21 protein-coding genes are annotated in these 26,976 nt (G+C 57.6%); 10 read left to right on the top strand and 11 right to left on the bottom strand.

The window, feature by feature from the left end; genetic code table 11:
* Positions 1 to 22 precede the first annotated feature (22 nt).
* Positions 23 to 1,084: a gamma-glutamyl-gamma-aminobutyrate hydrolase family protein gene (locus F3J36_RS05660; RefSeq protein ID WP_166719148.1), complete on the top strand. Its 1,062-nt coding sequence runs from the start codon at positions 23 to 25 to the stop codon at positions 1,082 to 1,084.
* Here the strand turns inward: F3J36_RS05660 and F3J36_RS05655 are convergent.
* The 7 genes from F3J36_RS05655 to F3J36_RS05625 are packed head-to-tail and all read right to left on the bottom strand — an operon-like array spanning position 1,047 to position 7,693.
* Positions 1,047 to 1,991, bottom strand: a complete 945-nt coding sequence (locus F3J36_RS05655; RefSeq protein WP_104093320.1) for a dihydrodipicolinate synthase family protein — start codon at positions 1,989 to 1,991, stop codon at positions 1,047 to 1,049. The genes F3J36_RS05660 and F3J36_RS05655 overlap by 38 nt on opposite strands.
* A 9-nt stretch (positions 1,992 to 2,000) precedes the next feature.
* On the bottom strand, positions 2,001 to 3,170 hold the full coding sequence (locus F3J36_RS05650) for a Xaa-Pro peptidase family protein (RefSeq protein WP_166719147.1): 1,170 nt from the start codon (positions 3,168 to 3,170) through the stop codon (positions 2,001 to 2,003).
* Positions 3,154 to 4,257: a mandelate racemase/muconate lactonizing enzyme family protein gene (locus tag F3J36_RS05645; RefSeq protein WP_166719146.1), complete on the bottom strand. Its 1,104-nt coding sequence runs from the start codon at positions 4,255 to 4,257 to the stop codon at positions 3,154 to 3,156. Before F3J36_RS05645 ends, F3J36_RS05650 begins: the two co-directional genes overlap by 17 nt.
* On the bottom strand, positions 4,254 to 5,429 hold the full coding sequence (locus tag F3J36_RS05640) for a M20 family metallopeptidase (protein ID WP_166719145.1): 1,176 nt from the start codon (positions 5,427 to 5,429) through the stop codon (positions 4,254 to 4,256). Before F3J36_RS05640 ends, F3J36_RS05645 begins: the two co-directional genes overlap by 4 nt.
* Positions 5,430 to 5,442: 13 nt before the next feature.
* On the bottom strand, positions 5,443 to 6,189 hold the full coding sequence (locus tag F3J36_RS05635) for an amino acid ABC transporter ATP-binding protein (protein WP_058775910.1): 747 nt from the start codon (positions 6,187 to 6,189) through the stop codon (positions 5,443 to 5,445).
* Positions 6,186 to 6,920, bottom strand: a complete 735-nt coding sequence (locus F3J36_RS05630; protein ID WP_166719144.1) for an amino acid ABC transporter permease — start codon at positions 6,918 to 6,920, stop codon at positions 6,186 to 6,188. Before F3J36_RS05630 ends, F3J36_RS05635 begins: the two co-directional genes overlap by 4 nt.
* Before the next feature lie 20 nt (positions 6,921 to 6,940).
* Positions 6,941 to 7,693 (bottom strand): ABC transporter substrate-binding protein, encoded by a 753-nt coding sequence (locus F3J36_RS05625; RefSeq protein WP_369974301.1) that lies wholly within the window; start codon positions 7,691 to 7,693, stop codon positions 6,941 to 6,943.
* Between the two features lie 250 nt (positions 7,694 to 7,943).
* Here F3J36_RS05625 and F3J36_RS05620 point away from each other — a divergent pair, with 250 nt between their 5' ends.
* Together F3J36_RS05620 and F3J36_RS05615 are read left to right on the top strand one after the other, a co-directional pair.
* A complete protein-coding gene (locus tag F3J36_RS05620) occupies positions 7,944 to 8,840 on the top strand; it encodes a GntR family transcriptional regulator (RefSeq protein ID WP_088517292.1) in 897 nt (298 codons plus the stop codon).
* A 52-nt stretch (positions 8,841 to 8,892) separates the two neighbouring features.
* Entirely contained in the window at positions 8,893 to 9,678 is a 786-nt protein-coding gene (locus tag F3J36_RS05615) for an SDR family oxidoreductase (RefSeq protein ID WP_088517293.1), read from the top strand.
* A gap of 115 nt (positions 9,679 to 9,793) precedes the next feature.
* Here F3J36_RS05615 and F3J36_RS05610 read toward each other — a convergent pair whose 3' ends face one another.
* The gene (locus tag F3J36_RS05610; RefSeq protein ID WP_166719143.1) at positions 9,794 to 10,987 is read right to left on the bottom strand and encodes an ImmA/IrrE family metallo-endopeptidase; all 1,194 of its coding nucleotides are present in this window, start codon (positions 10,985 to 10,987) and stop codon (positions 9,794 to 9,796) included.
* A gap of 12 nt (positions 10,988 to 10,999) precedes the next feature.
* Entirely contained in the window at positions 11,000 to 11,671 is a 672-nt protein-coding gene (locus F3J36_RS05605) for a hypothetical protein (RefSeq protein ID WP_088517295.1), read from the bottom strand.
* Between the two features lie 232 nt (positions 11,672 to 11,903).
* On the opposite strand from F3J36_RS05605, the gene F3J36_RS05600 reads away from it, so the two are divergent.
* From F3J36_RS05600 to F3J36_RS05575, 6 genes are read left to right on the top strand one after another with little or no spacing between them, the layout of a single operon-like run.
* Entirely contained in the window at positions 11,904 to 12,614 is a 711-nt protein-coding gene (locus tag F3J36_RS05600) for a FadR/GntR family transcriptional regulator (RefSeq protein ID WP_021509083.1), read from the top strand.
* Positions 12,601 to 13,767, top strand: a complete 1,167-nt coding sequence (locus F3J36_RS05595; protein WP_166710381.1) for a PLP-dependent transferase — start codon at positions 12,601 to 12,603, stop codon at positions 13,765 to 13,767. The genes F3J36_RS05600 and F3J36_RS05595 overlap by 14 nt, the downstream gene beginning before the upstream one ends.
* 21 nt (positions 13,768 to 13,788) lie before the next feature.
* Positions 13,789 to 15,060, top strand: coding sequence for a sugar ABC transporter substrate-binding protein (locus tag F3J36_RS05590; protein WP_059011244.1), 1,272 nt, complete (start codon positions 13,789 to 13,791; stop codon positions 15,058 to 15,060).
* Between the two features lie 24 nt (positions 15,061 to 15,084).
* Complete coding sequence (locus F3J36_RS05585; RefSeq protein WP_058759118.1) at positions 15,085 to 16,005, top strand: carbohydrate ABC transporter permease; 921 nt, start codon at positions 15,085 to 15,087, stop codon at positions 16,003 to 16,005.
* A 9-nt stretch (positions 16,006 to 16,014) separates the two neighbouring features.
* Positions 16,015 to 16,839, top strand: coding sequence for a carbohydrate ABC transporter permease (locus F3J36_RS05580; RefSeq protein WP_166719142.1), 825 nt, complete (start codon positions 16,015 to 16,017; stop codon positions 16,837 to 16,839).
* A 3-nt stretch (positions 16,840 to 16,842) separates the two neighbouring features.
* Positions 16,843 to 17,910: an ABC transporter ATP-binding protein gene (locus F3J36_RS05575; protein WP_088517298.1), complete on the top strand. Its 1,068-nt coding sequence runs from the start codon at positions 16,843 to 16,845 to the stop codon at positions 17,908 to 17,910.
* A gap of 16 nt (positions 17,911 to 17,926) precedes the next feature.
* Here the strand turns inward: F3J36_RS05575 and F3J36_RS05570 are convergent, their stop codons facing one another.
* Positions 17,927 to 23,899: an autotransporter outer membrane beta-barrel domain-containing protein gene (locus F3J36_RS05570; protein ID WP_166719141.1), complete on the bottom strand. Its 5,973-nt coding sequence runs from the start codon at positions 23,897 to 23,899 to the stop codon at positions 17,927 to 17,929.
* 300 nt (positions 23,900 to 24,199) lie between these two features.
* The gene (locus tag F3J36_RS05565; protein ID WP_211072891.1) at positions 24,200 to 25,336 is read right to left on the bottom strand and encodes an acyltransferase family protein; all 1,137 of its coding nucleotides are present in this window, start codon (positions 25,334 to 25,336) and stop codon (positions 24,200 to 24,202) included.
* Between the two features lie 560 nt (positions 25,337 to 25,896).
* Between F3J36_RS05565 and F3J36_RS05560 the strand changes: the two genes are divergently transcribed.
* On the top strand, positions 25,897 to 26,697 hold the full coding sequence (locus F3J36_RS05560; protein WP_166719139.1) for an SGNH/GDSL hydrolase family protein: 801 nt from the start codon (positions 25,897 to 25,899) through the stop codon (positions 26,695 to 26,697).
* Positions 26,698 to 26,976: the final 279 nt, after the last annotated feature.

Genomic DNA, 26,976 nt, shown 5'->3' with positions numbered 1-26,976 from the left:
CCATCCCAGCAGGAAGAGTGCCGTGTTACCTATTTTCATTGTTGATGATGCCCGCGTTCCGGCGCGCTTTGGGCTGCTTGCCAGCCTGTATGCCAATCAGCTGGCGTTACCGTTATGGAGCCTGCGCCCGGATTTCTCCGGCGATTTCCCCGATAGCCATCAGCATGTCGCGGCGGCAGGTTACTGCGTCACCAGCGGACTGTATCGAAGCGATACACTGCAGCACGAAGTCCGCGATGTAACCCTGCTGCCTGCGAACGAAGCCGTAATCGTCATGGCGCAGGCGGATGAAGCGCGCATTGCTCATTTGCCAGGCCAGCGCCTCAAGGCGCTTTCCTGTGAGACGACAATGCGGCTGCAGGATGGCAGCACCACCCTGCTGCAACATACCCTGACTTCACCGCCCCCCGGCCGCCACGCGCTGCGTATTGCTCTGATAGCGCGCGAGCACGATCAGCGTTACAGCTATCCGGCCACTCTCGATGCGCTTTACGCCGCAGCCCGGGCGCTGGCGCTCGATGTGGATATTCACTTTTTCGCTCCCGCCGCACTGACAAACGAGCTGTCCGAACTCGACGAGGTGCACGGCATTCTGCTACCGGGAGGTGCCTCGATGGCAGCGGTGCGCGGTCAAATCGCCGTGGCGCACGCCAGTCGGCAGCGCAACATTCCCACACTGGGTCTGTGCCTCGGCATGCAGAGCATGTGCACGGCTGCGTTACAACGTCACCCAGAGCTCAGTCAGGCCATGCTGGCAGAAGTGGCACCGCAGGCCGCGGTGCACAGTTTTATTGCTTTTGCCGATGGTCGCCATCGCTGTGGCCTGCTGCCATACCCGGCCGCAGAGCCGTTTAACCTTATGCATTACAACCATCGCTATCGCTTTAATCCGCAACTGCTGCCGCCGCTGCTGGCAAGCGGCGTGCAGGTTACCGCCCAGACGGATGACATCATCGAAGGCATTGCGCTGGCCGATCACCGTTTCTGGCAGGGGGTACAGGGGCATCCGGAGCTACAGTCGCGCCCGGATGCACCGCACCCGCTGTTTACGGCCTTTCTGCAGGCGCTGGTGACGCCAGCGTAACCCCGCTGCGTCCGTCGCTGGCCAGCCGTTGCATCACGCTGGTCAGCGCGACCAGCGCGTCTGGCGAGATCGGCTGCAGCGGTGCGCGCACCGTGCCGCCATTGAAACCGCGCAGCGCCATTGCCGCTTTCACCAGCTGCGGCTGGCCGTGCTGGCGTGCCAGCGTGCGATAGTCAAACCACAGCTGGTGCAGATCGCGCGCGGTGGCGGCATCGCCCTGTTCCAGCGCACGATAGCAGGCAAGGATGAGCTCCGGCAGCGCGCCGCTGTTGGTGGTACTGATGCCATCGAATCCGGCCATCATCGGGCCGGCAAAGGCCAGATCGGAGGCACAAAATAGACGCAGTTTGCCGCGCAGTCGGTTGGCAATCTGATCGATGGCGGTTGGATTCAGATCGCCCTGTTTGATGCCCACCACGCCCGGTATCGCCGCCAGTTGCTCCAGCAGTGCCGGTGACAGGGTGATACCAATGCCCGGCGCGTTGTAAACCAGAATGCCGGTTTTCGACAGCGGCGCCATCTCAGCAAAATAGGCAAGAATTTGCGCGTCGGTAATTTCGCTGACAAAAGGCGCGGTGACCATCGGCAAACCGCCCAGATCCCCGGCCAGCTGCGTCAGCTCGCGGGCATCACGCGGATCTGCGCTGGCGCTGCACAGCATCACCGCCACGCGATCCTGCACGCAGTCCATTACGGCGTGAAACAGTGCACGGCGTTCTGGCACTGACATCACCGGAAACTCGCCATAAGTGCCGCCAATCAACAGGCCGTCGTAGCCAAGGCCGATGACGCGTTCGATATTTTCGCGCAGGGCGCCGAAGTCAATGTCGCCGCTGGCGCTGAAGGGCGTCACGGTAATGTTAAAGATACCGCGCAGGCGTTCACGGCATTCGCTGATGTCTTTCATCGGGTTTCCTTATATGCAGGTTAATGGGCGAGCCAGCGAACCGAGCTGGCGATAGCCGGTTTCCGTCACCACCACGGTTTCGCTAACGCCAACCGTAAATTCGCCGTAGATACGCAGCGCCGGGGGGATATGGAAGGTCATGCCTGGCTGCAGTTCGGTGTTGACGCCACTGTAGAGGCTGAGAATGCCGCCCTCGCCCCAGTCCGGCGCGAACGAGACACCGATGGAGTAGCCGGTGCGTTTTTTAAAGTTGTCGGTGAAGCCCGCGCGATCGATCACCTGCTGGCAGGCTATGTGCGGTGCGGCACAGATTGCGCCCGGCCGAATGGCATCCAGTGCCGCCTGGAGCGCCTCCTGACACACTTTCTCCATTTCCATAGCAATAGCAGGGGGCCGCCCCAGCCATGCCGAGCGCATCAGCGCGGCGTGATAGCGATCGTGCGCGGCAGCCATCTCCAGAAAGACCGGCTCATTATCCTGCAACACGCGACGACGCCAGGTTCCGTGAGGCACACCGCTGCGTGGGCCACTGGAAACCAGCGGCTCCATCCCGACATACTCGGATCCGGCCGCGATGGCGGCTCCCATCATGGCCGCGACCAGCGCATTTTCATCAGCCCCGGCGCGCACCGCGGCCATACCGGCCTGCATGCCGGCGTCAACATAGCGCGCCGCCTGAGCGATCTTTTCCACTTCCGCCGGCGACTTCACTGCGCGCAGCGGCTCAATCACCCCGGCAGTATCGGCGAGGCTGCCGATACGACTTTGTAACGCCTCATACACGGCTACCGGCAAAAACCAGCCGCGTTTGTCCAGCCCGACACGCTTACTAAGCCAGCCGCGCTGAAGCAGCAGGGCAACGAGAAAATCAACCGGGTTATCGCCATCCTGATAGATGGCGGCATCTGAGATAAAGGTGTTGGCGATAAAGTTAAAGTATTCGAGCTGGCGGATAACAAACACCGGATCCCCTTCTGTTGGCAGCACCAGCGCCTGAAAGGTGTAATAGCCCGGCGTTTGCTGACCGGTTAACCAGAAGATATTTTCTGGTCCGGTCACAATCATCACATCAACGCCGGCCGCATTGAGTCGTTCGCGGGTGCGCTGGATGCGTTGTGCGTACTCCTGTGCACTAAAGGCGGATTCACTGCCCTGGATAACATTATTCAGCTGTTGCATAACCAGACTCCTGGAGAAAAGTGGCGCGCGCGGCATCAAAATGCACGCCCAGGCCGGGTAAATCATTGATGAAAACAGTGCCCTGCTGATAATGCAGGCCGCTCACCGCATCGTTTATCAGTCCATCGGCACCGTACAGTTCTGCGAAACGTGGCTGCACGGCGCGACACACCTGCAGCGCCGCCGCTGTTGCCGCATGGCCTTCGTTCATCTGACCTATCATGAAAGGGATGCTGGCCGCCTGCAGGCGCCGTGCCGCCGCAAGCGTCGGCGCAATACCGCCCAGCTTGACCAGCTTGAGGTGGCCCCACAGCGCGCCGTTTGCCGCCATCAGTTGATCGATGGCTGCCGGGCTATTCAGGCTCTCGTCCAGCATGATCGGCACGCCATAACCGCTCAGTTGCGCCAGTGCGGCATCGTTAGCCGGTGCCAGCGGCTGTTCGACATAGCTGAGATTCAGCGCCTGCAGCGCCGGAAAAGCGGCGTGCGCCTGCGCCAGTGACCACTGACCGTTGACATCAATCGCCAGCGTGATGGCCTCACCAAAGCGGGCGCGCAGGGCGTGCAACCGCGCCAGATCGGTCGCAAAATCCGCCACGCCGGTACGCAGTTTGAGCTGGGTAAAGCCACGTGCAACGTACTGTTCAGCCTGCGTCAGCATTTGCGCTTCACTGCCCCAGAACAGCGTCTGGTTGGTCGGGTAGCCGGGGCTGGCCGCAACGGCACCGAGCCAGTGCGCAAGGCTCACGCCGGCCTGCTGCGCCAGTAAATCATGCAGCGCCATGTCGAACAGCATGCGGGCCGGCGCCAGCAGTCCCGCCCCATCCGCATGCACACGCTCCAGCATCGCCTGCGGCGCCAGTGCCCAGTTCCAGCCTGCCAGGGCGCGGGTGATGTTTTCCAGCACCCGATCGGCGCTATAGCCGTGCAGATACTGAATGTTGAGCCGCACCTCGCCAGTGCCGCAGCGCGTGCCATCGTCCAGCCGCAGCCACAGCGTATCCAGCGCGCTGATTGCGCCCGAGGACGCGGTGTGCAGCGTGACTGCGTCATAGCGCAGCTGACCGCGCCAAAGCGTTGCTTTCACGTTGCGGACTCCTGAGGCAGCATCGCCAGTGCCACGTCGAGGTAGATGGCTGCGGCAGCAATAAATTCTTCAACAGGCACGAACTCATCTGGCTTGTGAGCCACCGCCAGGCTGCCGGGTCCGATCACCACGCCTTTCGCCCCGAGCGAACGAAAATGCACTAAATCGCATCCCCCCTGAAAACCAAACGGGCCCGGTTCCGCCTGCCCGTGGCGACGACAGGCGGCGAGGCTGTGCTGCACAATCGCTTCGTTACTGTCGGTCTCGGTGGCCCCGCCCGTGGTGGCCTGCCAGGCGATGATTTCCGCCTCCACGCCGGCAGTGGCTTTCGCGTGGTCAAGCAGCTGCTGCAGTTCGGCCTTCACCGCCTCCTCGTCCTCACCAGGCACCATGCGGCGGTCGAGGAGCAGCTCGCAGCTGTCCGGCACCACGTTATCAGCGTGCCCCCCGTGGATGCGCGTCACCGTCAGGCTGGCATTGCCCACCAGCGCGTGGCAGCGACAGCGCACCTGCTGCTGATGCGACTGCTCAATCAGGCCCAGTAATCTGGCGGACTGATAGATGGCGTTTATCCCCAGCTCAGGCGTGCCCGAGTGCGCCGTTACGCCCTTCACCCTGACGCGCGGTCGCAGGCTGCCTTTATGGGCAGAAAACGTGGCGTTGCCGGTGGGTTCGCCGATCACCGCAAAATCGATAGCCGGCGGTGCCTGCCGGACATAAAACTTCGCGCCTTCACTGGCGACCTCCTCATCGGCAGTGAATACCCCCATCAGCGTACCGGACCAGCGGTGGCGACTGGCGGCCAGCAGGCGCAGCGCTTCCACCATCGCCACCAGCGGTCCTTTGGCATCGCAGGCACCACGACCGTACAGGCGTCCCTCGCGCTCGGTAAGGGTAAAGGGATCGCTACGCCAGCCGCTGCCGGCAGGCACTGTGTCCAGATGGGTATTGAAGGCGAAGCAGGGTCCGGCACCGTTGTGCAGAACCGCGATGACGTTGGTGCGCCCTGCCGCATATTCACTGAACGACAGGTCAAAACCGGCCTCGCGCAGCCAGCCTGCCACGCACTCTGCCGCTTCGCGCTCCTGACCGGGTGGATTTTCTGTATTGATGGCAACCAGCGTGGCGAGGTCGCGCTTCATGCGCACGCTGTCGACCGGGTGAATAGTCATTATGGCTCCGCTGTTAATGTAGGATTTGATCGAGAAAACGCTGGGCGCGTTCGCTAACCTGGCGGTTGAAGAAGTCGCTGGCGCTGGCGCGCTCCAGAATTTCGCCCTCTTCCATGAACAGAATCTGACTGGCGGCACGGCGCGCGAACCCCATTTCATGGGTGACGACCATGCTGGTCATGCCTTCGGCGCTCAGTTCCGCCATCACATCAAGCACTTCGCGGATCATCTCCGGATCGAGCGCTGACGTGGGTTCGTCGTACAGCATCAGTTCCGGCTTCATCGCCAGCGCCCGGGCAATGGCCACGCGCTGCTGCTGACCGCCAGACAATTCGTCGGGGAAATGATCGGCCCGATCGTGAATACGCACCTTCGCCAGCAGCGCTTCTGCCTGTTTGCGTGCCGTGATGCGGTTGACGCCGAGTACCGTCATCGGTGCCAGCATGATGTTTTCCGCCGCCGTCAGATGGGAAAACAGCTCGTAGTTCTGAAACACCATGCCAATACGCTGGCGCAACTGGTGCGGCGGCACTTCTCCCCGGCTGATATTCTGGCGGGTGAAGAACACATCGCCGCTATCGGCGGGTGACAACAGATTGACGCAGCGCAGCAGCGTAGATTTGCCGGAACCGGAAGGCCCAATCAGCACCACCGTTTCCCCACGCTGAACGCTAAGCGAACAGTTCTTCAATACCGGCTGACGGCCAAAGCTCTTGTCGATGCCAATCAACTCCAGCAGCGGTGGTTTTGTCTCGTTCATGACAGATCTCCTGCGGTATCCGCCGCTTTGGTTAACCGACGGTGGCGCGCCCGGGCCTTTTGCCATTTTCCACGCCGCTGTTTCGGGTCGAGCGTGCGCTCCAGCCACGACTGAAACAGCATGAACAGCGAGGTCAGCAGCAGGTAATAGAGCCCCGCCGCGCAAAGCGCCTCGAAATAGCGGAAGCTGGCGCTGGCGGTCTGGTTCGCCACCAGCAACAACTCCTGCACCGCAATCACGGAGACCAGCGCGCTGGACTTCAGCATGCTGATCATCTGATTGCCCATCGGTGGCAGCACGATGCGCGCGGCCTGCGGCAAGACAATCTTGCGCATGATCTGGGCCTGGGTCATTCCCAGCGCCATACCGGCGGTGCGCTGGCCGCTTTTTACCGCCTGTAAGCCGGAACGTAATATCTCCGCCATGTAGGCGCCCTCATTCAGCGACAGCGCCAGCACGGCACAGGTAAACGCGGAGAAGCGCAGACCGAAACCAGGCAACACGTTGTAGACAAAGATGATCTGGAACAGCACCGGTGTACCGCGAAACAGCCAGAGATAAAAAAACGCCAGCCCTTTCGCGGCACGAAATGGCGCTTCCTGTAGCAGCGCCAGCACCAGTCCCAGCACTACGCCGCACAACAGCGAGCACAGAGTAATCAGCAGCGTCATCCACGCGCCCTGCAGAAATTCGCGGGAGAGGAAGTACTGCCACATTAAATCGATCGACATAGCTTTCTCCGGTCAGCGGATTAAAAAATGGCAACGGAGTCCGGGAAGTTCCATTTCTCAATCAGTTGCTTGTAAGTGCCGTCTTTCACCAGGTTTTGCAGTCCCTGTTCCAGTTGCGCTTTGGTGGCGCTGTCGCCTTTACGGACCGCAAAAGCGATGTGGGTATCGGCTTCAAACTCAGCGCCTGCCGCTTCAAACACGCCGGGCTTCTCGCTAAACAACGCAACGGTACCCGGCGTTGAAAGGAATTCCGCATCGGCGCGACCCTGCGCAACAGCCACTGCCGAGTCCGTTGCCGCCGGGAACGTCATGACATTGATCGCGGCTTTTTTGGCGGCGAGGCAGTTCTGGTTATCCACCCGCGCCTGGCTCTCTTCGATACCGCCAAGGGTGACCGCCACGTTTTTGCCGCACAACGACAGATCGCGCCCGGTGATGCCGGCCGGATTGCCTTTACGCACCACAACGCGACTGCCGATTTTGAGGTAAGGAACAAAATCCACCTGCGCCGCACGCGCCGGATTGACGTACATCGCTGAATTAATGATGTCGAGACGTTTGCCCTGCAGTGCCGGGATCAGCCCTTTGAACTCCATTGGCATGGCTGCGGGTTGCAGATTGAGCGTCTTACTCAGCGCGGTTATCAACTCGATATCAAAACCGGTGAGCTTGCCGTCTTTCACAAACTCGAACGGCATAAAGGTGGCTGCGGTGCCGTAGGTCAGTTTGCCTGGGGCAACGCGATCGCTTGCCGCCTGGCTGATGATGGGCATCAGGGCCAGCGTGGCAAGCGCAAGTAACCGACCGGTAGAGCGAAATGAATTGCTGATCATCTGTGTCTCCTGGTAAACGTTTAAATTGGTTTTTATGATTCATAAAATACAATCATGGTGATAAAAAAACGTCTTCTCCTGGTGCACTCTGCACGCTTATCGTGCATGCATTGCTTTATATCGCAGCATTTTCCTCAACATGTTATTGTACCTTTAGTCGACAGTAATACATTTCAGGAAATCCCGTTCTATGCAGCCTGACTCCTCCGCCAGCAGCCGTCGTATTGCACGTCAGCTACTTGACCTGATCTATGAAGCAAGATTCGATCCAGGTCAGCACTTACGTGAACAACCTCTGGCAGACGCGCTGGGCGTTTCCCGCACGCCGGTGCGGGCAGGACTTAAAGAATTGACCCGACTGGGCGCGGTGGAAGCGCGGCCCAATCAGGGATTTTTTCTGCTAAAAGGGGCAGATGAGTTACAGCAGCTGAACATTGAACCCCCGCAGAGCAGCGACCAGACGTTGTACGAGTTACTGGTACGCGATCGTATTGCCGGTGCCCTGCCCGAATCGTTCACCCAGACGGAAATCAGCCAGCGCTATGACGTTGATCGCGGCATTCTGACACGCACGCTGGTCAAGCTGTCGGAAGACGGATTAATCGCGCGCAATGCGGGACATGGCTGGCGTTTTCAGCAAACGCTTAACTCGGAAGTCGCGCTGCGCAACAGTTATGGATTTCGTCTGATGATTGAGCCAGCCGCCCTGCTCAGCCCGCAATTACGCGCGGATCGTGCCATGCTGAAGCGCCTGCGGGCACAGCATCTGCGATTGATTACCCATCCGGACCTCACGCAGGTATCGGCGCGCGACATTTTCGAGACGGATGCCGCTTTTCATGAATCGCTGGCCGAAGCCAGCGGCAATCTGTTTGTGCTGCAGGCGATTCAACAGCAAAACCGCCTGCGCCGCCTGCTGGAATTTGGCAGCTACCAAAACAAACGGCGCGTGAAAGAGTGGTGCGAAGAGCACGTGGCCATTATCGACGCGCTGCGTGAAAACCGACCGCAGCAGGCGGCCGAATTAATGAAAACGCATCTGCAATTCGCCTTCGATCAGGTACAGATGCGTAAACCGGGCGCATAACCGGCACTGTTTTTGCACATTACGATCCTGAAAATACAATCAGGAGGCAGTGATGGATTTGCAAATACAAGGGCGCGTGGCGCTGGTATGTGGTGCAGGCAGCGGTCTGGGTCAGGCGATAGCGCTGGCACTGGCGCAGGAGGGCGTGCGCGTGGCGGTCACCGGACGCGACAGCAGTAAGTTGCAGGCAACGGTGGAGCGCATTACCGCTGACGGCGGTGAGGCGCAGGCGTTCCAGCTCGATCTGGCGGCACCCGACACCTTTGACAGCGTGCTGGAGGCGATTCGCCAGCGCTGGGGCGCGGTGGATATTCTGGTGAATAATTCAGGTGGGCCGCCAACCGCGAAAGCCGCGGGCACCGCCAGCGAACTCTGGCGACAGCAGTTTGCGGTGATGGTGGACGCGCTGATTCAACTGAGCGATAAGGTGCTGCCGGCCATGCGCCAGCGCGGCTGGGGACGCATTATCACGTCCACCTCGTCGGGCGTGGTCACGCCTCTCCCTAATCTGGCGCTGTCCAATGCGCTGCGCATGAGCCTGCTGGGCTGGTCGAAAACGCTGGCAAACGAGGTAGCCGCGGATGGTGTAACGGTTAACGTCCTGGTGCCGGGACGCATTGATACTGAGCGCGTCAGTCAGCTTGATGCGCTGAAGGCGCAGCGCGAAAACAGTACCGCCGCTGCCGTCGCAGCCCAAAGCCGGCGCAGCATACCGATGGGCCGCTACGGCGCGCCACACGAATATGGTGCCACCGCCGCTTTTCTCGCCAGTGAGCCTGCCAGCTACATTACCGGCAGCGTGATCCGCGTCGACGGCGGCCTGATCGATGCCGTTTAGCCGCTGATCGCGGTTTTTGGATGATTGTCCGGCGAAGCAATGCCTCTGCTGGCAATCAAAATCCGCATGGCTGCATCGCGTGAAGTGATGCAGCCACTCGCGAACCAGTAATGCATTATTTCCTGGTAAACAGGCTGACTACATTATTGTCGGCTGACTGAGGGGAGCTGTTGTCGCGGGCTTTGAGTGTGGCTGGCAAATGCAAAATCTGCGTTTCCGCTAATTCATCTTTCGGCAGGGAAAACAGTTTTTCTACATCGTGGCGCGCCATTGCCAGTGAAGAGACAAAGCTCTGTTTGCTATACAGGCCTTCATCCAGCAAAAGCCTGAGACTTCTGGGCAGTAATCGCACAGCTTCAGGAACCCGCTGATCGTCAAGCGGTTCACCTTTACGCCAGCCGCGCGCTGAAATTTGCTTGTACAGGCGCTGATGCTCAACATCGCTAATCAAATTCAGCTCTTTAGCCCGAATAATCATGGCCTGTGCAGATATTCCCCAGCGCTGCTTCAGCGCGACGAAATTCTCCAGCGTGGGATTTGCCGGCAATTCCACCGCAAACGCTTCCTCCGGTAACATAAAGCATGCGGCGAACTTATGCGCCTGCGCTTCGATCGGCTTAAAATTAATACTGTCCAGTCGTTTGATAAACCGGTGTAACACTAAATGGCCAAGCTCATGAGCGGCATCAAAACGGCTGCGGTAATAGTTATTTTTATCCGACGCCAGAATCATGTAAGGCCGTTGCTCACGCTCGTTCCATTGCGAGTAGCCATCCATCACCGCACTGCCCTGTTCGAAGCGCGCACAAATCACACCGGCATTTTCAATGACCAGCAGCAGATCGTTCAGCGGTGCGAGACTCAGTCCCCAACGTTTGCGGCACTGACCAGCCATCACTTCAATCATTTGATCATCAATTTGATGGTGATCGGTAACATCAAGCCAGGGAATATTCACCGCCGGAAAATCAAGATCCTGCTGTAAATGCGCTGACGCTTCCTGCAGCCACTCCATATAACGTTCCGAAGCCGCGCACAGATCCTTTGCCGTGTTCGCCATGGTGCGGAAAAACACTGGATTATTAGTATGAACATGCAAGGGTTTAGTAAACCAGGCTATGGGACAATTCAGTACCAATGACAGGGCCAGCAGCGCGGCGGAATCAGGCGCATGGCTGCCATTCTCCCATTTAGTAATGGTCGAGGGGGAACGCTCAACCTGGCGCCCCAGATTGATCTTCGAAAACCCACGCGCCTCACGTACCTGGGTTAAACGTTTTGGCTCAAAACCCGCCACACCGACTCTCATTGTTGCACCACACTAACCTTCCTGCTGCTTTAAGCGTTTCTTCAACTGTGGAACTGCTAAATCAGGGATTTCATTCTGATTATCTGCTGTATTGTACAACGCGAGGACATCGCGTATTGACTGATTATAATGGTAGTTACGCAGATTGGTGAAAGGGACTGTTACCCGTAAATCCAACATACTTCCCTGCGGCTTAGTATGAGGAGGATTGACGTTAACAATCAGCACGCCTAACGTCTCTTCAGCCGTATGCACTCCGGCAATATCATAAAACATATCTGGCGTAACGCCTTCGAGCTCTCCGTTCAGTTCAGCAAGCAATGTGCGATGACGTGCCCGTTTAATCAGGTGCTCGTCGTGATTGAGTCCAATCCGGCTGATTTTGATTCCGCCCGATTCAACAAGGCAATAGTGTTCACCCTGGGGTTTAGTGACGGCATCGATGCAGATCAGGCCGCTGGCCTCAGCCGCTCTGCGAAACGCGGCATTCAGAAAATAGTGCCGTGCCTGAGGACGTAAGCGGATCTTTTCCGGATGCTTCAGTCTGCCTGCCGTCCCTTCTACCACCGCATGAGCGCTGGCATAACTCGCTTCCGATTCTTCCATGAGATTAAGCCAGAACTCACGCGCAAATGAGGTGGTGAGCAGTTTGTTGATGCTGTCAAAAATTCCGATACTATCCATCCCGGCACCTCGTTGCGTTAACCGGAAATAATGCTAATTTATTTTCGTTTTGAGCGCAACATTGTCTGCAGTACCGCCACACCACGGTGCACCCTGGCGGGTTTTGCACCAGCAGATCTCATAATCTGCGCTTATTACGGCGTCAAATTTCTCACTAAATCAAAAGCTCATGATTCTGGCATGCGGGTTGCTATGTCTTTGGTAGAGATGTTGGACCAATTAAGGCAAAACGATGCATGACCCGGCTGAACTCCATCCCATTATTCCGACGCGCAGCGATACGCTGATTCTTGATGCGCTCACGCGCTACATGGCGCATGCCGGCGCGCAGCCGGGCAGTCGCCTGCCGCCGGAGCGCGAGCTGGCGGAGAAACTGGGCGTCAGCCGTAATACGGTGCGCGAGGCGCTCAAGCGCTGGGAAGCACTCGGCATCATTGTGCGCAAAAAAGGCAGCGGCACTTTTCTGCAGGCAGAAGTCGGTCTGCATGACAGCTTTCTCTCTCTGCGCTTTAAAAACGACTCCGCCAACATGCTTCATGCGCTGGAAGTGCGCCGCATCATTGAGTCCGAATCCTGCGTGCTGGCCGCGCAGCGCGCCAGCGCCGACGACCTGCTGGAAATCGAACGGCGGCTGGAAGAGATGGAGCGTGTGCACCTGGCTATCGGTTCCGCCGGGCCGGAGGATTGGGCTTTCCACACCAGCATCTACCGCGCCGCCGGCAATCCGCTGCTGTTGCAGATGCTTAACGGCGTCTACGACACGCTGCACGCTTTTTTCGAATCCCCGCCGGAGCAGGCGCTGTTTTCAGACTCGTTTCCCCTGCACCGTGAACTGTTTAACGCCATCCGCGCCCGCGACAGCCAGGCCGCGCGTGCCCTCTGCCACCAGATTCTTGATATCACCGAACGCGACATGAAGGACGTGATCCATGCCAAACGCTAAACCTATTGCGCAACAGACACTGCTTACCCACGACCAGCGCCACGAACAGGGCGCCGTAACGCCACCGATTTATCAGTCCTCGCTGTTTACCTTCAGCGATTACGACAGCATGATCGCCCGCTTTCGCGGTGAGAGCGACCAGCCGCTCTATTCCCGCGTTGATAATCCGACGGTTAAAGCGCTACAGGATAAAGTTGCCGCGCTGGAAGGCGGTGATGCCTGCCTCGCCTTTGCCAGCGGCATGGCCGCCATCAGTAACGCGATTTTGAGTGTGGTTCAGCCAGGCGCGAAAGTGGTCTGCGTTAATCATGTCTATCCCGATACTTACCGTTTTTTGCGCGGCTTTTGTCAGCGTTTCGGTATCACGACGCAGTTTGTTGATGGCGACGATGAAGCGGCGATAGCCGCCGCGCTGCCCGGCGCCAGCCTGCTCTATCTGGAAAGTCCCTCCAGCTGGGTGATGAGTGAACAGAACCTGCGGCAGCTGGCCACGCTGGCGCGTGATGCGGGCGTCGTCACGTTGATTGATAACAGCTGGGCTTCGCCTATATTCCAGCAGCCGCTGCTGTGTGGTATCGACATCGTGGTGCACTCCGCCTCGAAGTACATCAGCGGCCACAGCGATGTGGTGGCCGGCCTGGTGATTGCCAGCCACCAGCACATCAACAACATTGCCCGTCACATTAGTCCGTTCCTTGGCGGCAAACTGTCTGCGAACGAAGCGTCTTTGCTGATGCGTGGCCTGCGCACGCTGCCGCTGCGTATGAAGCAGCATCAGCACAGCGCCCTGCAGCTGGCGGAAAAGCTGCGTGACCATCCGCAGGTCAGCGCGGTTTGCCATCCCGGGCTCAATCCCCCTGCATGGTCCACGCTGCGCGGTTACAGCGGGCTGTTTTCCTTTGCCGTGACCGAACAGGTCGACATACCGCAATTCTGCAACGCCCTGCAACTGTTCCATATGGGCGTCAGCTGGGGAGGTTTCGAGAGCCTGGTGATGCCGGCGATTTCAGTCATTAATCAGGCCAGTGAATTTAATTCAGCCCAGGATTTTGGTGTCTCGCCGCGCCTGATCCGTATCTCTGTTGGCCTCGAAGAGACCGACGATCTTTGGACCGATCTGAATCAGGCACTTGCTGCCGCCACTCACCGTTAATCACGCTCCGGAGAACCAGCCATGACAACACGTTTCGCCCTGAAAGCCCTGGTACTCGCCGTGGGTTTAGGCAGCGCCTTTTGCAGCCTCGCCGCCAAACTCACCGTGGTGGAAGTTATTACCAGCCCGCCACGTACCGCGCTTCTGCAAAAAATGCTCGACGAATACAAGACGCAGCATCCTGGGACCGAGATTGAGCTGATTTCGCTGCCGTGGGGTCAGGCATTTGAAAAACTGGGCACCATGTTACAGAGCGGACAGGTACCGGATGTGGTGGAGATGCCCGATACCTGGCAAGGCTTATACGCCAGCAACAATATGCTGGAAGATCTTGAACCCCGCCTGAAAAGCTGGCCTGAAAGCGCCCAGCTGACGGACAAAACGCTGGCAATGGCGCGGGCCGCAAACGGTAAAGCCACCATGGTGCCGTACGGTTTTTACCTGCGAGCACTGTTCTGGAATAAAAAGCTGTTTAAGCAGGCAGGACTGAGTGAGCCGCCGAAAACAATGGACGAGTTTGCCAGCGACGCGAAGCGTATTAGTCAGTCAGGTAACGGTATCAGCGGCTACTGCATGCGCGGCGGTGTCGGGGGAACCAATGCGTGGATGATGTTTATGGCGGCGATGAACGGTTCGCCTGCCTTCTTTGATAAAGACGGCAACAGTACCTTAACCCAGCCGGGGGCGATAAAGGGGGCACAACTGCTGGTCGATTTGTATCAGCAAGGTGGCGCGCCTAAAGACAGCGTGAACTGGGGCTTTAACGAGATTGTCTCGGGCTTCTATTCCGGCAAATGCGCCATGCTCGATCAGGATCCGGACGCGCTGATCGCGATTAAAAATAGCATGGCGGCTGAAGATTTTGCCGTGGCGCCCATGCCGGTCGGACCGTCCGGTAAAGCCTTCCCGACCATCGGTTATACCGGCTGGGCGATGTTCAAACAGGGTAAACAAAACGATGTCGCCTGGCCGCTGATTACCTTCCTCAGTAATAAAACCAACAACCTGGCGTGGGCGAAGTTTGTCGGCACCCTACCCATCTATAAAGGTGCGGAACAGGACCCGTTCTATCAGACGCCGCAGTTTGCCGGCTGGTTTAAGGAGCTGAACGATCCAAATTATGTGCCGCTCACCATGCCGACCCATCTCAAAGGCTGGGGCTATTTCAATTCAGTGATCGTGAAAGAGAGCAGCCAGGAGACGTTACTGGGCGAAAACGACACCAAAGATATGGTGCAGGACTGGGCCAGCTATCTGAGTAAAGAGCAAAAAGCCTGGCTCGCCAGCCAGTAATCTCGCGTAAACCGGAGCCCTGAAATGATGCCTGAAATCTCTCTTCCTGCCAGCCCGGCGCGTCGCCGCTGGCGCTGGACCCGGCTTGCTGAGCCATGGTGGTATCTGTCACCGGGCCTGTTGCTGATCGCCCTGTTCATCTTCGTGCCGATGGCGATCGGCATTTCTTACGCTTTTCAGAGCATGAACCTGCTCAATCCGCTGGAGAGCGGCTGGGTTGGCTGGGCGAACTTTGCGCAGATGCTCGACGATCGCCGCTTCTTTCGCGCACTCGGCCATACCCTTAACTGGACGCTGAGTTCACTGCTGCTGCAGTTCTTTTTCGGCCTCGCGCTGGCGCTGCTGCTTAACCGCGAGTTTCGCTTTCGCCGCTGGGTGCAGGCGCTGGTGTTTTTACCGTGGGCGGTGCCGGCGTTTCTTTCCGGCCTGACCTGGTCCTGGCTGCTCAACCCGGTGGTGGGTCCGCTGCCGCAGTGGCTCAGCGACGTGGGCATTCTCAGTGAACCCTACAATATTCTTTCCGATCCGCAACTGGCGATGTGGGGGCCGGTGATTGCTAACGTCTGGTTTGGCATCCCGTTTTTTGCCATCACTTTACTGGCGGCACTGCAGTCGATTCCCAAAGATTTGTATGAAGCGGCAGCCATCGACGGTGCCAGCGGCTGGCAGCAGTTTCGCCGTGTCACCCTGCCGTTTCTCGCCCCGATGATCGCCATTACCGTGATGCTGCGTACCATCTGGATCGCTAACTTTGCCGATTTGATCGTAGTGATGACCGACGGCGGTCCGGCCGGTTCAACCTCGATTCTTTCCAGTTACATCTTCACCACCGCTTATCGCAAACTGGATTTTGGTTATGCCTCGGCGATGGCGGTGTGTCTGTTACTGCTGATGACCTGCTATGCGCTGGTACTGCTGCGCATCCGCCATCAGTTACTTAAGTAAGGAGTCTGCATGCGCCTGTTACCGTTGATCGGTCATCGTCTCAGCATCGCCGCCTATTTGCTGTTTGCGCTGTTTCCGTTGTACTGGATCATTAAAATTGCCGTCACGCCGGACAGGTTACTGTTCAGTCAGGGCGTGACGCTGTTACCTGGCGGTTTCACCCTGAGCCACTTTGCGAAGGTATTGACCGACAGTGATTTCCCCACGTTTTTTATTAACAGTCTCATTGTCTCCTGCAGCACTACCGCGCTGACCACCTTGATTGCCGCGGCTGCCGGCTATGCCTTTTCCCGCTTTCAGTTTCGCGGCAAGATGGTGATGGCGGCCCTGCTGCTGTTTACGCAGATGTTTCCGCTGGTGATGATCATTGCGCCGATTTACCGGGTGATGGCCCCACTGGGTCTGACGAATAGTCTGCTGGGGCTGATTCTGATTTACAGCGCCTTCAATGTTCCGTTCGCCACCTTCCTGATGCAGTCATTTTTTGATGCCATCCCGAAAGATCTCGAAGAGTCCGCCATGCTGGAAGGCTGCACCCGCTTTCAGGCGCTGTACCGCGTGCTGATGCCGCTGACGCTGCCCGGCATGGCAGCAACGCTCGGCTTCGTTTTCACCGCCGCGTGGAGTGAGTTGCTGTTCTCACTGATGCTGATCAACAAAAACGAAGTCATGACCTTTCCGGTCGGGCTGCTCAGTTTCGTCTCCAAATTCGCCGTTTCGTGGGGCGAAATGATGGCTGCCGCCGTGCTGGCGTTAATTCCAGCCTGTCTGTTCTTCGCTTTCATTCAACGCTACCTGGTTCAGGGACTCACCGCCGGTGCGGTTAAGGGGTAAATAATGGCTGAAATTACGCTGGCGCAAATTGAAAAGCGCTATGGCAACGTTGAGGTTCTGCGCGACATCAATCTGACCATTAAAGATGGTGAGTTCGTGGTGCTGGTCGGCCCGTCCGGCTGTGGTAAATCCACCCTGCTGCGCACCATTGCCGGTCTGGAGTTGGCAACGGGCGGCAATATTCATATCGGCAGTCAGCTGATGAACGAGGTGGCGCCGAAAGACCGCGATATTTCGATGGTGTTCCAGAGCTATGCGCTCTATCCGCATCTGACGGTCGCGCGCAATATGGGCTTCAGCCTTGAAATTCAGAAACGACCGCGTGCTGAGATTGAGGAGAAAGTCCGGCGAGCGGCGGAGATTCTCAGCCTGACACACCTGCTTGATCGCCGGCCAAAAGAGCTGTCGGGTGGACAACGTCAGCGTGTGGCGATGGGCCGCGCCATTGTGCGTCAGCCGCAGGTATTTCTGTTTGATGAGCCGCTTTCCAACCTCGATGCGCAACTGCGCGGCCAGATGCGCGTGGAGATCAAAAAGCTGCATCAGCAGATGAACAACACCATCGTTTATGTTACCCACGATCAGGTTGAGGCCATGACGCTGGCTGACCGCATCGTGGTGCTTAATCACGGCGTCATTCAGCAGGTGGGTACACCGCTGGAGCTGTACGACACACCGGCCAATAAATTTGTCGCCAGTTTTATCGGGTCACCGTCGATGAATTTTATCAACGGCGTGATGACTCCCAGCGGCGTGCGTATCAGCGACAGCGCTCAGTTGCCCCTGAATACGCACTGGGCAGCACAGGCCGCTGGCCGCGACGTCATTTACGGCATCCGTCCGGAAAACATCAGCCTGGCGCAGCCGGGTGAGCAGCATGCGCTGCCCCTTGAAGTGTCGCTGGTGGAGCCGACAGGTTTGTCCGAACTGATTCACGGTTCACTGTTTGGCCACCCGCTGATGCTGTTTACCACCCAGCGTTCCGGCGCGCGCGCCGGTGATATTTTACCGGTCACGCTGGACAGCGAACGTGCGATGCTGTTCGACGCCGCATCACAGCGCCGCCTGTAATTGCACGTTTAAGCGTTCAAAACGACCAGCGCACCCCGGCATTGTAGCGCCAGCCTTTGACGCCGTTGCCGGATATCTCTTTGCGGTAATCCGCCTCGGCATACAGCGCCACGTTGTTGATGAGGGTCGCCGTGCCGCCGAGGCCGACGTCCCACATCTGGCCAAATTTGCCGCTGCTGAAGCTCTGGCTCAGGTCGCTGGTGCCGACCCTGACCTGCGCCGTACCGCCCCAGCCGCGATAGTAGTTAGCGCGCAGATACGGCGTGTACTGGTTCTGACTGCTGTCCTGCCAGCTGCGCGCCACGCGTGCGCCGAGCCGGCCTATGGTTTGATCGTAATCGTTATAAGAGACGCGCGCGCCGTCAGCATCGGTAAAACTGTCCATGTTCATACGCAGCCAGCTAACCTGTGCCTGCGGTTCCAGGCGCACATCACCCGCCAGCATCAGCGGATAGCCAGACTCGACTGACGCCGTCCAGCCGTGCCCTTTGGGTTTGGCGACCGCTTTCTGCCGCGCAATGTCGGTTTCGCCACGGTAGCCGCTCCAGCTCAGCGAACCATCTACATACCAGCCACTGCTGCGCAGCCAGGTGCCATAAAGTGACAACGTATCGCTATCAAAGCTGGTGGAGCTGTAACCGTCAGTGGCATGCGGGCGAATGCGCGTGTTGCCGCGCGTATAGGCGATGCCGCCGCGTACGCTATCTTCAGCGCCATCGGCGCGCAGCAAATTGCCGCCGAGCTGAACGGCGCTGTAGTTGAGGTCGAAGTCATAACCCCAGGCGTCCAGGCCGCGATTGCTTCGATACTGCAAATCCGAACCGAGGTAGCGGATAAACATCTCTGCGTTGTCTGCCGGCTGCTGGCGCAGTTCGCCGAGACGCTTATGCAGATCGTCAGTGACTGCCAGCGAGTAGTACGCCAGCCCGACCGGTGCGGAGATCCAGGACGGTACCTGCGGCGTAACCGCCGGACGCACCGCCTTAACCGCACTGCCCGCCTGCGGCTGGCACAGCGAGCCATCGCTGCAGATGAAATTGTTCGCCAGACGATAGTCCCATGCGTTGCCGCCTGCGCTGCTGCCCGGTGCAAAGCTGTACAGACCATACTGCCACGGCCCGGCTGCCACATAGCCATTGCTCAGCCTGAAGCTGTCGGCACTGGCGCTGCCGGTCACCTGCACCAGTGAGACGCCTTCGCTGGCCGCGATGACATTGTCGCGATTGCTGTCCAGCAGCCCGCCGCCCTGCAGGCGGTCATCCACCCAGGTGGTGCCGCTAGCGTTACCGTTAACACGCAGCACGTCGCTGTGGGTGGCTGTCGAATTGAGTTTCAGGCGGCCCTGCGCGGAGGCCAGACTACCTTCGATGGTCAGGGTATTTGCCGCCACATTGCCACCGTTGGTCAGGTCGAGCGTGCCTGCATTGTTCACCACCAGCGAATCATTGCTGGCCCCCTGCAGCCGCGCGTTGACGCCATCGCCGGCGAACAGCGTGGATCCGGCATCGATATTGATGGTGCTGTGCGCCAGTTTAATGTTGTCGCTCAGCGTCCACTGCGTATCGATGAAGTTCAGCGTGCTCCAGCCCGCGCCGAGGTTGGTGCCTTTGGTGAGGTCGTCCTGCCGGAACGAACCGCCGCGCGCATTGAGCTGGCTGAGGTTCAGCGTGCTATCCGCGCCGCCGCTGGTGATATGACGGGTCTGGTTCAGGCTGATAGCCTGCACCGTCGCCTGATTCGCGCTGCCGTCACCCATACTCAGGCCGCCATCCAGCGTGCCGCCCGTAACCAGCAGCGTATCGCTGCCGTTGCCGGTGTTCACTTCGCCCGTGACTTTGCCCGCCAGCAGTGCCACCACATCACGGGTCGCGCCGCCCGCCACTACCACCTGATCGGCGTACGGCGCATCCAGCGTGCCCTGGTTGATAAACACCGTCTCGCCGCCGCGCAGATCAATAAGCGGTGCGACGCGGCTTTGTGAACGGATGGTGCCCTGGTTGATCACCTGGCTGGCGCTGCGGGTGACAATCGCCGAACCGCCATCGGCATCACGGATATCAATCAGGCCCTGAGCGATCACCCGTCCATGGGTGTTGGCACGCACGCCGGTGCCGCTGCCGTTGACTTCAATGCGGTAGTCGCGCCCAATCACCAAATCGTTGCCAGTGGTAGATCCATCTGCGTTTTCAAAGCGATAGCCGGTACCGCCTGCGCCGACGTGAATCTGCGCGCTACCCGCCGGATCGAACGAGGTGGCAGAGCGAATGCCGGTGCCACCGTTGGCCTCGAAGCGCACATTACTCAGCGAAATATCACTGATGCCGGCGCGATTGTTCAGCGCAGTGCCGCTGCCGTAAGCGCCGATGATGATGTCGTTGGCTTCAAAGCGCTGCGCACCGCTGTCGAGCAGCAAACCATCGGCTTTGCCGTAAGCCGCCAGCGTGCTGGCCCCCTGGCCGTCGCCGTAAATTTTCATCGCGCCGCCGGAGCCCACGCGCAGCGCGGCGGTGCCGTCATTCACGCGTAAAGTGCTGTCGAGCGGTACATACTGGCCATAACCGCTGCTGACATCCACGCCGGTGCCGCTGGCGACGCTAACCGAGCCGCGGTTGATAAAGTTACCGCCATCATGCACCCGGGCCCCGGTACTGTTGCGGCCACGCAAATCCACTACGCCCTGCTGCTGATTAAACAGGCGCGCGTCGCCGCTGACATCAAACGCCGTGGCGTTGCGCCCGGTGCCGGTGATGAGCGAGGCGGCGTAGACCTCGGTGCCATCGCCCGTCGCCTGCGCGCCGAGGGTGTTTTTGCCGTTCAGCGCGATTAGGCTGGTAATAATCCCCTGCGCGCGATTGCTGGCGCGCAGCACGGTGGCACCCTTACCGGTGACCTGATAAACATCGGTGCTGGATACCAGCGCATCCGTCCCGCTGACTACGATGCCGGTGCTGTCCCTGCCGCTCAGCGTGACGTTGCCAAAGCCCTGGTTGTACAGCCACGCGCCGTTGCGGATTTCATATAGCGTCGAGTTACGACTGCTGACATCAACCGGGCTGCCGTTGACGATCAGGCGTGAGCCGGGATCGAAAGCCTGATAGCCGATCTGATGCGCGTCATGAAACACCACACGGCTGTTCGCGCCCAGCGTAATACGACCGCCGGCAAAGGCTTTCGCGCCGACCACGTTATCGCCGTACAGATTAATCGTGCCGTTCTGGTTAATCCGCCCCAGCTGGTGATACGAGACCGCACCGAAGGTGGTGGTTTGCTGGGTGCTCTGACCGCTGTAGAGATTAAGCGTGCCGCTATTGTTAATCTCCGTCAGGGTTTTGCCGTCGCCGGCGCCTGGATAACCATCGGCGAACAGCGCCCGGCCGTTACGCAAAATGTTGATATCGCCGCGGTTGTCGACCGTTGCGCCATACTGCGCGTAGATACCCGTTACGCCTTCCCCCCGCAGGGAGATAGCGCCGCGATTCACCAGCCGCGCATGATTCATCACGGTAAACGGCTGCTGGTTATTGGCGCGGCCGTCTATCGCTGCCTGATTGATCATTAAAGTGTTCGGATCGAACTGCTTATTAGGGTTAACAACGTTACCCTGCAGCGTATAGCGATTACCGTCAGCGATGGCGACGCGGGCATCAGACCCGTTGAGGTGAATACGCGTTGCGGCATCAATGGTGGCGCGGGCGCCATCAGTAATGGTCAGCCCGCTGGCAAAGCTGGCGATGTTCAGCGTCGCGCCGTGGGTATTAATGTCGGTGCCGGCACCGCTGCCGTACACACCGCTCGCAAACGGGCTTTTCATCGACAAAGTCAGGCCGCGTCCGTCAAAATCTGCTCCCTGCTCGACGCGAAAAATCGTGCCGTTCCACACGGAGGCGCTGTAGCGGCCGTTGGCCGGCAGATTAATGCGCGCATCCGGGCCGATACGGTAGAAACTGATCTGTCCGCTATCCAGCATGCTGTCGCTGCCGCTGGAGGTGGGAATCGCGCGGGCGCTAACGTTGACTGTTGCCTGGCCTTCAGCACGAATCCCGATGCCCGCTTTGCCGCTGAGCCGGATTGGGCCGGTGATATCGGCACTGGCGTGACCGCCCGGTTCGCCAGTTACCCACACCGCCGTATTGTTGGTGCCGCCAAAGCGGTCGGCGTCACCCGCCACGTTGATCGCCCCGCTGGAGAAGGCGTGCGCCTGATTGCCCGCCGTGGCGATCACTTTCAGGCCGGTGCTGTTATAGCCATTCAGATTGAGGGTACCGCGGTTGCCCACCTGGCCGCCGCTGCCGGAATCCATCGCCAGCATGGCGATATTTTCGCGCGGTAGCGCCTGCGCCATACCGTTGACATCGATAACGCCGTTATTTAGTGACATCGCGTTGGGCCCGGCCTCAATGCGCATGCCAACGGCATTCTCGACTTTTGAGCCGATAACAATACGGCCATCATTGATGGCACGCGAGTCGAGCAGGCCGGAAACGGCGCTGATGCCACCGCCGAGGCTGACCGCGACATCCTGCGTGACGTCGCCCTTATGATTTTGCGGTGTACGGCCGAGATAAATCGTGCCATCGCGCGCGTTGACGAAGCTGCCCTCGCCGCTGAAACTCACCGCCGCTGCTGAGGAGCCGTTCGCCACATCGTGAATGCCGAGATTAATATTGCCGTGGTTGACCGCGCTGCTGCTGCCGAGAAATAAGCCGGCGGTGCCCCACGGCGCATCGCCGATATGCACATTGAGCACACCATTGTTGCGGAACTCACTGTCATAAATCGCCGACACCGCCGTGCCCGCATAGCCGAGAGAGTCTTCTGCCACGCCGCGCCCATTGGCGGCATTAAAAAAGCCACTGTTGATGACGCCATTATTGATACCGCGCGCGCCGCTGATCAGCTCCAGCGCGCCCGCTTCGGATGAGAGCGCGTTACTGGTCGCCAGTTTTCCGGCGATAATCGCCGTTGCACCATTGCTGGCGCGCATCACGGCGCTGGCGCTATTAGCCACTTCCAGCGTTTTGCCGCGATTGATTTTCACACTGGCTTTCGCGCCATCGGCGCTCAGCACCACCTGATCGCCGAGTGCGGCAGCCACTTCATCATCGTAATTGCCGGTGCTCATGCGGTAAACCACACGACCGTCGCGCAGGCTGAACGCCTGGTTCAGCGCGGCGTTATAACTTTCCGGGCTCAGGTTGCCGCCGCTAATCTGGTCAATCAGCCAGTCGTTATAGTTACGCAATTCATTGAGATTACTGACGTAGTACGCGTTGCTGCTGCCATCCTTAAGCGTGACATCAAACAGACCGGCGTAGGTCACTACGCCTCCGGCATCAAATGCCAGCCGATCGCCACCGTACGGCGGCGTGGCGGCGGTAAAGCGGATGCGGTTATTACTGTCCCAGTTAATCTGGCCGTTATTACTGCTGGCAAATAACTGACTCTGTTTGGCAGCCATTGACCAGCGATTGGTGCTGGCGTTAGCGGCTGCGCCTTGCTGACCAATATTGATATTTAACCGGCCATTAGTGACTGTCGCCACGCGCGCATCAATATATTGCTTATCGTTCACATCATAATAATCTGGCACTACCGTAGCGCCATTAATTTCCGCCGGCGCAATCATTTCCGCACTGTTATAAACCTGATAGACACGATAACTGCCTGTTTCTTCATCCGGAATACCAATAGCGTAATTTTGTGCGCCGAGTTGCAGGCGGGGCTCGCCGATTAAATTGTCATTAATAATACGCCCAACCTTTTGTAGTTCACCCAGCGTGACGCTGCTCATGCCACTTTCTCCAACGGTAAAGCGCGGCACGCCGCTTAGCGTCTGGGTTGAACCATTACATAAGCAATAAGCGCCAACTTTATTGTCGTTGCGTTCGGGAGTGAAAGGTTTTAATACCACCGCCGATACCGGTGTGGCAGACAGCATTAAGCCCTGCGCAGCAAGCAGGCTTAGTAACAAGGGATTTAATTTAAACACACTATTTTCCTCACCAGAGAAAAGACAAATGCCGCACAGCGAATGCGCAGTGCGGGGAAATAGCGAAGCGAAATATATTGTCGTAATAGATTACGGCTGGAAATCCGTTGAAATGAGTATTACCGCGATCAGGTTAAAACGTCCAGTTTGACTTAAGGAATTGTGATGACGGCGATAAGCTTTAGGAATTGCGCTAACGGATTGAGATAATTATCTGGAACTAAAAATGCAGAAAATGGCAAAAATCAGATGGCGGGAAATAATACCCGGCACGCCAGTGGCGGCCGGGCATGATGACAATTACAGTCGCGCTTCGACCGGCACCGCCACTTTTTTATCTTTCGGCTTGAGGCCAAACATGAACGAGGCGAAGCGTGAACGTTTGACGATGGCGTAACACACCGCGCTCAGCGCAATGCCGAGGGCAAAATCGATCAGGACATACAGGACTGACAGGTTATCCGGTAACCAGACATCCAGCAGCCATGAGAAAATGATCACCACCGGATAGTGCAGCAAATAGATGATCAGCGCGGAATCCACAATTGCCGTCAGAATGCGACTCTCTTTCACGTTGATGCGTTCGAAGCTAAACACCAGCCAGTAGGACAGCATCACCGACAGCACGCTGCCCAGCATCACCGGCACATATTTCATCACCCCGGTGATGTGGTTGTGCGCGACAACATAGCAGGCGGCCCACACCGCCAGCACCAGCGCGGCCATCAGCCAGCCATTCATCAGTTTACTGTTGGCGTACCGGGCAATTTTCTCGCGGTTGACGTATAACGCAAAACCGGCGGTGTAATAGACGAGGAAACGTGCGGTCACCGGGATGAGCTCGACAAATTCACCGCGTCCTTTCACCAGGAACTTCAGCACGAAGCAGGCGTTACCGAGAATCACCAGCGTGGCGATCAGCATTGGCAACGACATTTTGCCCAGCTGACGGGCGCTCCACTGATAAAACGCGCCGGGTACCAGCAGCGACATCACCGACAGCGACACGAGGAACCACAGGTGGTGCATCATGGTATAGCTGTTTAGCCAGCCTTCGAGGCTCAGCGGGGTGTTATTCATCTGTCCCGCGATAAAATACATCAGCGGCGGAATAAACAGATAGGCTGATATCAGCGGAATCAGGACGCGCTTACGGCGATTATCCGTAAAGAATTTCTGCCCTTTGCGCAAAATAATCAGCGCGGAGAACATGCCCGAAAGAAAGAAGAACACTTCCATCCTGAAGGTGTGCACCATGCTTAGCAGTGCCGTAAATATTTCCGAGGGATCGCGCTGCGCGACATAATACCAGCCATTCTCTCCCGGCAAACTCCGTGAGGCGTGTAATAACACCCCTTCCAGAATTAAGCCGGCACGCAGCAGATCCAGGCCAATATTACGGCTGGATAAAAAGGATTCTGTTTTCACATTGCACATCCTGAAATGAGTTGTAACGCAATCATAATGATTCAGTCAGAATGCTAACACCGGATTAATCTGTATACATTATGTTTAGAAACGTTTCGGAATTTCGCCATAGTGTAAAGAATGTCACTGTGCAATGGCCATAAAGCTTAAGCCAGAATGTTCTGATGGTAAAAGTTATCGTCAGGCAGTGCTTATTCGCAGCTAACTGCCGGAAAAACAGCGAAAACCCACTCTTTTACAACAGGTTGTGGATTAACGGTTCGACTCGCAGTGCGAAAATTCGCTAATCAAACCGCGTTATGTCCTGAAGCAACCGTGATGTTTTAAGCAGGCGGCAATGCGGGATTTTCTGGCTGAAGGGTGACCGCTGGGTAAGGCTTGTTTTTATGTTGCTGTATTTAAATAACTTTTATTCAGCGAGCGGCTTTTTTCTCAGAGTTGACCTAATTTTCACCCCGCAACCGTGCTTTCGGATTGTTGACCCGCAATCTCCCCTGTTAAGGTAATTCGCTTACGGTAAACAACCGATTCTCCATGTAACCTTGAGTATCAAAAGGCGGAAATTTTTTATGCAACGAGCGCTATCTGGCATCGTCACTTTGCTGATTACCACAGCCTGTCTGTGCAATACCGCATTCGCCGAAAGCGGCAAGCCCGATAATAACTTTATTATTGAAGCCTATGGCGGTTCAAGCACGCGTGGCGCCATGGCGATAAAGGAAAATGGCAAATTGCGCGCAATCTATATTAAAGACAATGAGATTGCTCTGATTAACCAGTGGTTACAGCAGAAGTACGGCGATGGCATCCGCGTAGTGAATAAAGGTGCATCCTCTTCGCAGGCCATGGACCTGTTAAATGGCAAATATTTCTACAAGAATAATAAAAGCTGGCGCGAAGAAATGAAGAAATCGCCGGCAAAAATCATTTTGCTGAATTTTGCCACCAACGATGCACGCCATTTCCATTTCCGCGATATAGAAAAGGATTACCAGGTTAGCCCGGATAAATATACCCAGGTAATGACACAGCTGATTACTATTGCCCGTGAAGAGGGTAAGCAGGTGATATTACAGGAGCCGCACCCGATTTGTGGCCGCGCGGAGAAATGGCACGTTGCACCTTACGTCACCAAACTGGACGCGCTGGCTAAAGCAGAATCGGTGCCGCTGGCGCGTCAGTATCAGCGCATCCTGCAGATGAAAGACTGGCAGTCGCTGATGTCACCCGATTGTATTCATCCGTCCGAACAGCTGTACCGCATGAAAGCAGAGGAAACGTTTTCGGTGCTGGTCTCCCACTTTAATACCGAGCTGGCTGCTGCCGGGCATGGCAAAACCCCGGATGGCGAGCAGGTGGCGAAACGCTAAACCGGTGATTGGCTGACCGGTGAAAACGGCTTAACGATATTGTAGCGTTATGGCTGTCTTGTATGGTCGTCTGTGGCGCAGGCAAGTATTCCCTGGTCGCCATAAATGGCGACCCTACAGGGTAACGGCACGGTTTTGTAGGGTGCGCATTGAGGTACAAACCGGCCACATGGGTAACACTTTAGACCGGGCACATGGGTAACAGTTATAAACGGCATAGCAGAGGAGACTCACTATGCCCTGGACTGAGACTGTTACCATGCAACGCCTTGAATTCAT

The organism is Pantoea sp. Cy-640, from assembly GCF_011752635.1.
Taxonomy (GTDB): domain Bacteria; phylum Pseudomonadota; class Gammaproteobacteria; order Enterobacterales; family Enterobacteriaceae; genus Pantoea; species Pantoea dispersa.
The sequence above is the reverse complement of the archived record's forward strand: the minus strand, read 5'-3'. Positions and strand labels throughout refer to the sequence as shown.

Coding starts and splice junctions, on each gene's coding strand:
- F3J36_RS05560 (WP_166719139.1), top strand. CDS start 25,897: ATGCAACGAGCGCTATCTGGCATCGTCACTTTGCTGATTACCACAGCC.
- F3J36_RS05635 (WP_058775910.1), bottom strand. CDS start 6,189: ATGAACGAGACAAAACCACCGCTGCTGGAGTTGATTGGCATCGACAAG.
- F3J36_RS05575 (WP_088517298.1), top strand. CDS start 16,843: ATGGCTGAAATTACGCTGGCGCAAATTGAAAAGCGCTATGGCAACGTT.
- F3J36_RS05615 (WP_088517293.1), top strand. CDS start 8,893: ATGGATTTGCAAATACAAGGGCGCGTGGCGCTGGTATGTGGTGCAGGC.
- F3J36_RS05650 (WP_166719147.1), bottom strand. CDS start 3,170: ATGCAACAGCTGAATAATGTTATCCAGGGCAGTGAATCCGCCTTTAGT.
- F3J36_RS05655 (WP_104093320.1), bottom strand. CDS start 1,991: ATGAAAGACATCAGCGAATGCCGTGAACGCCTGCGCGGTATCTTTAAC.
- F3J36_RS05585 (WP_058759118.1), top strand. CDS start 15,085: ATGATGCCTGAAATCTCTCTTCCTGCCAGCCCGGCGCGTCGCCGCTGG.
- F3J36_RS05600 (WP_021509083.1), top strand. CDS start 11,904: ATGCATGACCCGGCTGAACTCCATCCCATTATTCCGACGCGCAGCGAT.
- F3J36_RS05595 (WP_166710381.1), top strand. CDS start 12,601: ATGCCAAACGCTAAACCTATTGCGCAACAGACACTGCTTACCCACGAC.
- F3J36_RS05580 (WP_166719142.1), top strand. CDS start 16,015: ATGCGCCTGTTACCGTTGATCGGTCATCGTCTCAGCATCGCCGCCTAT.
- F3J36_RS05640 (WP_166719145.1), bottom strand. CDS start 5,429: ATGACTATTCACCCGGTCGACAGCGTGCGCATGAAGCGCGACCTCGCC.
- F3J36_RS05630 (WP_166719144.1), bottom strand. CDS start 6,920: ATGTCGATCGATTTAATGTGGCAGTACTTCCTCTCCCGCGAATTTCTG.
- F3J36_RS05610 (WP_166719143.1), bottom strand. CDS start 10,987: ATGAGAGTCGGTGTGGCGGGTTTTGAGCCAAAACGTTTAACCCAGGTA.
- F3J36_RS05620 (WP_088517292.1), top strand. CDS start 7,944: ATGCAGCCTGACTCCTCCGCCAGCAGCCGTCGTATTGCACGTCAGCTA.
- F3J36_RS05625 (WP_369974301.1), bottom strand. CDS start 7,693: ATGCCCATCATCAGCCAGGCGGCAAGCGATCGCGTTGCCCCAGGCAAA.
- F3J36_RS05565 (WP_211072891.1), bottom strand. CDS start 25,336: ATGTGCAATGTGAAAACAGAATCCTTTTTATCCAGCCGTAATATTGGC.
- F3J36_RS05605 (WP_088517295.1), bottom strand. CDS start 11,671: ATGGATAGTATCGGAATTTTTGACAGCATCAACAAACTGCTCACCACC.
- F3J36_RS05590 (WP_059011244.1), top strand. CDS start 13,789: ATGACAACACGTTTCGCCCTGAAAGCCCTGGTACTCGCCGTGGGTTTA.